General features: G+C 29.8%; 10 protein-coding genes. 1 reads left to right on the top strand and 9 read right to left on the bottom strand.

Features of this window, described 5'->3' with window-relative positions; genetic code table 11:
- Positions 1-42: 42 nt before the first annotated feature.
- The 9 genes from OEW78_RS09500 to OEW78_RS09540 all read right to left on the bottom strand — a co-directional run bounded on the left by OEW78_RS09500 (position 43) and on the right by OEW78_RS09540 (position 5,572).
- On the bottom strand, positions 43-699 hold the full coding sequence (locus OEW78_RS09500) for a 2,5-diamino-6-(ribosylamino)-4(3H)-pyrimidinone 5'-phosphate reductase (protein ID WP_300327061.1): 657 nt from the start codon (positions 697-699) through the stop codon (positions 43-45).
- Positions 686-1,873, bottom strand: coding sequence for an amidohydrolase family protein (locus tag OEW78_RS09505; protein WP_300327062.1), 1,188 nt, complete (start codon positions 1,871-1,873; stop codon positions 686-688). Before OEW78_RS09505 ends, OEW78_RS09500 begins: the two co-directional genes overlap by 14 nt.
- A complete protein-coding gene (locus OEW78_RS09510) occupies positions 1,867-2,619 on the bottom strand; it encodes a GTP cyclohydrolase IIa (RefSeq protein WP_300327063.1) in 753 nt (250 codons plus the stop codon). Before OEW78_RS09510 ends, OEW78_RS09505 begins: the two co-directional genes overlap by 7 nt.
- Positions 2,616-3,032, bottom strand: coding sequence for a 6,7-dimethyl-8-ribityllumazine synthase (ribH, locus tag OEW78_RS09515; protein WP_300327064.1), 417 nt, complete (start codon positions 3,030-3,032; stop codon positions 2,616-2,618). Before ribH ends, OEW78_RS09510 begins: the two co-directional genes overlap by 4 nt.
- 2 nt (positions 3,033-3,034) lie before the next feature.
- On the bottom strand, positions 3,035-3,700 hold the full coding sequence (gene ribB, locus OEW78_RS09520) for a 3,4-dihydroxy-2-butanone-4-phosphate synthase (protein WP_300327065.1): 666 nt from the start codon (positions 3,698-3,700) through the stop codon (positions 3,035-3,037).
- 77 nt (positions 3,701-3,777) lie between these two features.
- Positions 3,778-4,362: a riboflavin synthase gene (locus tag OEW78_RS09525; protein WP_366523060.1), complete on the bottom strand. Its 585-nt coding sequence runs from the start codon at positions 4,360-4,362 to the stop codon at positions 3,778-3,780.
- Between the two features lie 45 nt (positions 4,363-4,407).
- A complete protein-coding gene (locus tag OEW78_RS09530; protein ID WP_300327067.1) occupies positions 4,408-5,109 on the bottom strand; it encodes a hypothetical protein in 702 nt (233 codons plus the stop codon).
- 64 nt (positions 5,110-5,173) lie between these two features.
- Positions 5,174-5,317, bottom strand: a complete 144-nt coding sequence (locus OEW78_RS09535) for a hypothetical protein (protein WP_300327068.1) — start codon at positions 5,315-5,317, stop codon at positions 5,174-5,176.
- A 66-nt stretch (positions 5,318-5,383) separates the two neighbouring features.
- The gene (locus tag OEW78_RS09540) at positions 5,384-5,572 is read right to left on the bottom strand and encodes a hypothetical protein (RefSeq protein WP_300327069.1); all 189 of its coding nucleotides are present in this window, start codon (positions 5,570-5,572) and stop codon (positions 5,384-5,386) included.
- Between the two features lie 51 nt (positions 5,573-5,623).
- Here OEW78_RS09540 and OEW78_RS09545 point away from each other — a divergent pair, with 51 nt between their 5' ends.
- On the top strand, positions 5,624-6,235 hold the full coding sequence (locus OEW78_RS09545; protein WP_300327070.1) for a transcriptional regulator: 612 nt from the start codon (positions 5,624-5,626) through the stop codon (positions 6,233-6,235).
- The last annotated feature ends 92 nt before the right edge of the window (positions 6,236-6,327 follow it).

Consider the following 6,327-nt stretch of genomic DNA (forward strand, 5'->3'; position numbering starts at 1 on the left):
TGCCAATTTCTTGTAATTTTATTTCAAATTAACTATAATAACTTACACTTTCAGATAATTCAAAACCAGATGATTTTTGAGCCTCTTAATTGATTTAAGTTGAAGATTAGGCGATTTTGATATTTTATCAAATCCATCGCCCTGAACAAAAGATATTGCATTTTTTCCACCAATTAGAAAAGGAGAAATTGTAATGATTAATTCATCAAAAATATTTTGTTTGACAAATTCCCAATTTACAGTTCCACCACCTTCAACAAGAATAGTTTTAATATTTTTCTGTGCAAGTTTTTTCAAGAGAGATTTGATATTTACAGACTTTTCTCCAGTGATAATCACTTCAACAGGAAACTCTCTTAATTTTTGAAGATTATATTTTGTGATTTGTTTTGATGTTGCAATAATTGTAGGAACTTTTTTGGATGTTTGTAATATTTTAGATTTGGATGATATTTCACCTTTAGAATCAAGTATTATTCTAACAGGATTTTTTCCTTTAGTATAACGTACAGTCAATAAAGGATTATCTTTCATGACAGTGTTTTTTCCAATTAAGATTCCATCAACTTTCGTTCTTAGTTTATGTAATCTAACAAAATCCTCATTTGATGAAAGATCAGAATGTCCTACATTAGTAGCAATTTTTCCATCAATAGAAATTGCTGCACTAAGTATTACATACGGATTAGATTTTTCCATGTACTATTTTTCCTCCAATCATTACAGCCTTTATTGCAGATTCAGAAGCTCTATGAACAATTGATGCATATGGATTATGCATTGGTTCTAAATCCAATGCATGTTTATCAAGAAAAATACAATCGGCAATTTTTCCAGGAGCAATTACTCCAATATTTTTATTTAATATTTTTCCACCATTTACGGTTGCCATTTTCAGAATTTCTTTTGCATCTATTCTTTTTTTATGCAGTCCCATTGTTACTTTCCAAATGAAATCCATTTCTCGAAACATATCAGGAGAATTTATCATTACATTATCTGTGCCTAATCCTATGGTACAACCAGCCTTTTGCATTAATTCAATATCAGGAATTCCTTCAGCAAGAGAGGAATTTGCTCGGGGACAAATTACAATTCCTCTTGTTTTTTTAGAGGCCATCTGAAGATCAGATTTTGAAGCATAAGTCATATGAACCAAAAAATCAGGCTTCATGGCCAATGCTCTGATTGTCTCAGATTTTCCTGTGATTTTTTTTGATTTTGTAGTGCTTTGTTTGGTTTCTGCAGAATGTATTGCACGAATTTTGGGTATTTTTGAGTAATAATTCAATACGGATGTGCTATTTTCATTTGCACCGCTAATTCCAATACCGTCACATTTTTTTAACAGTTTAAGAAATTCGCCAGATTTGGTGCTTGGAAAAGAGGAGTTTTTTTGAATTTCTTTATCTTCATGATAAAATTCTAAACGTCCTAAAATTATCGAACGTAAAGGTATGTCATCAAGTACTTTTTTCAATAAAAGAACACCATCCAATCCACCTTCCCTAAAATCAACAAAAGTAGTGATTCCCTTTCTAAGCATAGAATAACATGAATTTTTCATAAAATTTCCGAGGTTTTCATTGGATGTATTTTTGAGGATTTTTGATTTAGCACCAAAAACAGGATGTATTTTTTCATTAACTGTCTTGTTTAAAGAAACATCTTTTCCAATCGAGTCTCCAATATGCGTATGTGCATTAATGAATCCAGGAATCATCAATAACCCTTCACAATCTACAGATTCTTGTGGATTTGGTTTGATCTTTGAATTTATTTTTTTGAATTTATTTTTTTGAATTTCTACATCTGTATTTGAAATAAAATCTAAATTTTGTCCTGATAAGACACTGACATTTTTAATCAACATGATAATTCATAAACTTCAGGTTTTTCTTTGCCCGAATCTCGAATTTCCCTTATAGTGTCAAGGGATTTCGTGGCTAATTTTACTGCTTCTCTACTAGTATTTGCATTACCTATACCGCAATTCAAAGAAATTTTATCATTATTTTTTGTTATGTTGATAAAATCTTGTACAGATTTTTTTGCATCATCATTTGAAACTACCATAAAATTATCACCACCCATAAAAAATGTAAGAGAATTTTTCTCTAAAAAGAATTTAGACATTTTTGAATATAAATCAAATATTATGGATGATATTTCATATGGAGAGGCAGTTTTTCTTCTTGAAGTAAGATCATCTACATCTAAATGCATTATAGAAACTTTAGAATCAGAGTCTCCATTAATAAAACCAAAAATATTATGCTCCTTGTTTAAAATAATTTTATTTTTCTTTCCTTCATACGCTTTCAAATTTGCTTCAAATGGAGAACTTCCAATGCCAATAGATATTGTTAATCTAATATCAAATAATTTTTCTAATTTTTTTTGAATTTGAATATGATCTTCCAAGTTTAGACCATTTGAAACCACAAAAAATTCATCAGATCTATTAAGAAATACTATACAGTTTTTTTCAGAAAATAATTTTTGTAATTCCTTGTATAGTGAAGCTTGAAGCATTTGGAGTTCATGCTCTCTATCACTACCTAAAGTTAAGGTCCACGGACCATATTCAGAAATTTTTAATATGCTAAGTTGAATCATTTTTGAATCCTTTTCAATTCTTCATAGATTTTTACAACAGCTTCAACAGCACGTTCGGCTACAGGTCTAATCCTAGCATATGCATGTCTTTCTTGCATTCCAGGGCCAGATATTCCCAATGAAACAGGTTTTTTGTATTTTAATGATAAATCAGTCAAAGATTTTGCTGCTGCATGAGATATCACCTCATCATGTTTTGTTTGTCCTTTGATGATAGCACCTAAAGTAACTACGGCATCGACATTTTTTTTATTCAATAATGAATCTACAATTATAGGCATATCATAAGATCCAGGCACCATAGTAATATAGGATATTTTCAATTTCATCAAGTTTGCTTTTTCTTTAGCCACATCAAGCATTCTAGATGTTATTTCTTCATTGAATTCCGAAACAACTATGGCAATATTCAAAATTAATTCACCTTAGCATATTCTAAAAGTTCTTTTCCATCAACTAATGGAATTCCATTTTCTTTTGCAAATTTTTCAGCTTTTTCTACAGATAACGCAGAATAAGTTTCAGCATCCATCATTTCACATATTGCGGTTACAGGAGTTAAACCTGCTAGTTGTGTTAAATAAACAGACATTTCTGTATGTCCTTGACGTGCAGCTAACAAACCTTTAGATGCAATCAATAATGGAACATGGCCTGGAGTTTTAAAAGAAGATGCAAATTTTTTCTGCCTATTTTCAACATTGTAGATTTTTGCCATCTCAGTAATTGTTAATGACCTATCCTTATCAGTGATTCCAGTATATGTTTGATAATGATTAACAGATAATGAAAAGGTAGGATGATCACCGTATGGGGCCAAGCCCATAATCATTTCTTTATTTGCAATGGAAGATTCTGAAAGAATTTCATGCATATACTGCAAATCCAAAGAAGTTGCAAAATTATTTTCAATTGCAATACATAATAATCCACCAGCATGTTGACGCATTCTTGCAATATGCTCAGGGGTTACAAATTCTGCGGCTACAACCATATCAATTTCATTCTCTCGTCCAGCAGAGTCAAATAACAAAACAAATTCTCCGCGTTTTAAAGATTGTAATGCAGATTCAAGAGACATATGAAAAAACCTGTTAGTCTAATTATAAAGTTTACTAAAAAATTGGTAATTACCACTAAATTGGTAGATGATTGGATTTATTTTAGAATGTATTTTCCGAGAATGTCAGTTTCAATATTAACTTTATCGCCTACTTTTTTGGTATGGAAATTAGTTACTTCAATAGTATGAGGAATCAATGATACTGATGCAAGAGAATTTTTGATATCAACTACAGTTAAGCTAATTCCATCTACAGCAATAGAGCCTTTTTTTACAACAAATTTTGATAGTTTTTTAGGAACTTCAAACCAAACCTGAACTTCTTTGGGCTTTTTTAAAATTTTTTTGATAATTCCAACTCCATCAACATGTCCTAAAACAAAATGGCCTTCTAATCGATCGCCTGCCTTTAAACTTCGTTCAATATTTACTATTCCACCAACTTTCAAATTTCCAAGATCCGTTTTTTTCGTAGTCTCTTCAATCATTTCAAAAATACAATTAGACTTTGAAAGTTTTGTTGCAGTCAAGCAGACTCCGTTTAGAGCAACGCTTTGTCCGATTTTTAATCCCTTTGCATGTTTTCCTAAATTGATTGTCATCTCAATTGCACTCCTATTTTTGGTATTTTTAGAAATCTTTTCTACTTTACCAATCCCTTCAACTATACCAGTAAACATTATTGATTCTATCATATTTGTGTATAAAATTATTTAGATAATATGTTATTTGTTAGATTTTTCAAATTCCTCTTCACAAAACTGATGGAAAACAGAGCATTTATTTTTTTTAGCATCATTTTTGATTTTATCCATATCTTTGTTAAGAACTCCTTGCGCAGCTAAAAACGCTTCATCAGGCATGTCTAGTTTTTCAAATAAACGAGATTTTGCAAGAGGTATTTCTTTCAAGTCTGAGTCTATCGTCTGAGTCATATCATAGTAATTTATTGCATCTTTGTATTTTCCCAGATGGCTCAAAGAAATTGCCTTATTCATTAAAGCAGTAACATCATTAGGATCTATTCCTAAAACCATATCATAGTATTCCAATGCTTTTTGATGAAGATTTAATTCATTTAGTGCCAATCCCATACTGTTTAGAGCCCAAGTATCTTTGGAGTTATAGTCAAGAATTTTTTGGCTTAATTCCAAGACTTTTTCGTATTGCTTTAAATTTTCTAAGGCATAGATCTTATTTTTTAGCGCATAAATATCAGAATTTTTTATTTCTAAAACCTTATTGCAGTAAATTATAGCCTCGTCGAATTTTTTTAAATAAATCAATGACAGTGAAATATTTTGTAGTGCAACCATGTCATTTGGAATTTTTTCTAGTAGATTTTTACAATATTCATACATCTCATCATATTTTTGAGCATTAAACATTCTAGTTATCACATTTGAAGGATCAAGAAGATCAACCATTTTACTATAGTTATTAAGATTTTATCATCTTTAATCTATTCTAAAGATAAGAGAGAATCTAAAATTATTTTAAAATTTTACGCAGTGATTCATTTAACACTTTGGAATAACTGTATGATGTTTGTTCTTGTTGAATCATTTTTGCTTGACGTAATCGAAGTTTTTTATCTAGATCATCGTCAATCATGATTGTTACACGTTTACTCATTTGTATCATAGTAACATCCTAAGTTTCTAATATAACACTATATGAAAAGTTCCAGTAATGGGAATTTTAGTTTTGAATCATAGAAATCACTTGATCCATTTTGAAAGGCTTTTGGATCAGAGGAACATTGAGCTTTCCTAATTTTTCTTCAGTTGCAAAACTTCCATCAGCACTAACTGCAATTATGTGGGCCTTTGGATTAATATCATGAATTTTTTTGATGGCATAAAATCCACTACCGTTTGGCATACTCATACAGGATACTCAAAGCAGTGCTTTAATATTTTCCATTAATCAAAAAAATACATGTCTGGCATAGATAGAATGATTGCATCTTCATTAACATCTCAAATTAAAAAAAATCTTGATTTAGACATTTTAAAAAAAGTGGAACAAGAATTGTTTTTAGAACATGGAATGTCAATAAAATTATCTATTGAGCATTTTCATATATTTTCAAAAGTTCTTAAAAAAAATTCAAACATAGATGTTAAGAAATTTGAAGAGGAATGTATTAAAAAAATTATCAAAATTAAAAAAAATGATGAAAAATACATAATCACTATACTAGACTCGGATTTGAAGAACTTGATTCTAGAGATATTTGGGGAAATAGAATCAAGGAAAATAATTTTCTGTCTTTTTGATAATGAATACACCATTCCACATATTCTTAAAGAATCAAGAGTGCCTAAAACATCAGGATATAGAAAGATTGAAAATTTAATTCTTAATGGATTAATAATCGAATCAAGGAAGGTTCTAAGCGAAAGTAAAAAAATTTCTAAATTACAGTGTATTTTTCAAGAAATAAGTTTGGATATTAAAAAAGGAAAATTTTTAGTAAATGGGACTGTTGATAAAAAGATATTTGAAAAGAGTACAAGCATGAAACAAGTTTTAGAACAAGTGAAATAAAAAACTACTTTACAAGTTCCAAAAGAGCTTTTGCTTGTTTGAAATGTACTTCATCTATCATTTTTCCCTCAACAGTGGTAGCGCCCTTTCCT

The organism is Candidatus Nitrosopumilus sp., assembly GCF_029882185.1.
Taxonomy (GTDB): Archaea; Thermoproteota; Nitrososphaeria; order Nitrososphaerales; family Nitrosopumilaceae; genus Nitrosopumilus.

What these genes read in the sequence shown, in the direction of transcription:
- OEW78_RS09510 (WP_300327063.1), bottom strand. Translation starts at nt 2,619, where the DNA reads ATGATTCAACTTAGCATATTAAAAATTTCTGAATATGGTCCGTGGACC.
- OEW78_RS09500 (WP_300327061.1), bottom strand. Translation starts at nt 699, where the DNA reads ATGGAAAAATCTAATCCGTATGTAATACTTAGTGCAGCAATTTCTATT.
- OEW78_RS09525 (WP_366523060.1), bottom strand. Translation starts at nt 4,362, where the DNA reads ATGTTTACTGGTATAGTTGAAGGGATTGGTAAAGTAGAAAAGATTTCT.
- OEW78_RS09535 (WP_300327068.1), bottom strand. Translation starts at nt 5,317, where the DNA reads ATGAGTAAACGTGTAACAATCATGATTGACGATGATCTAGATAAAAAA.
- OEW78_RS09505 (WP_300327062.1), bottom strand. Translation starts at nt 1,873, where the DNA reads ATGTTGATTAAAAATGTCAGTGTCTTATCAGGACAAAATTTAGATTTT.
- OEW78_RS09540 (WP_300327069.1), bottom strand. Translation starts at nt 5,572, where the DNA reads ATGAGTATGCCAAACGGTAGTGGATTTTATGCCATCAAAAAAATTCAT.
- ribB (WP_300327065.1), bottom strand. Translation starts at nt 3,700, where the DNA reads ATGTCTCTTGAATCTGCATTACAATCTTTAAAACGCGGAGAATTTGTT.
- OEW78_RS09545 (WP_300327070.1), top strand. Translation starts at nt 5,624, where the DNA reads ATGTCTGGCATAGATAGAATGATTGCATCTTCATTAACATCTCAAATT.
- OEW78_RS09530 (WP_300327067.1), bottom strand. Translation starts at nt 5,109, where the DNA reads ATGGTTGATCTTCTTGATCCTTCAAATGTGATAACTAGAATGTTTAAT.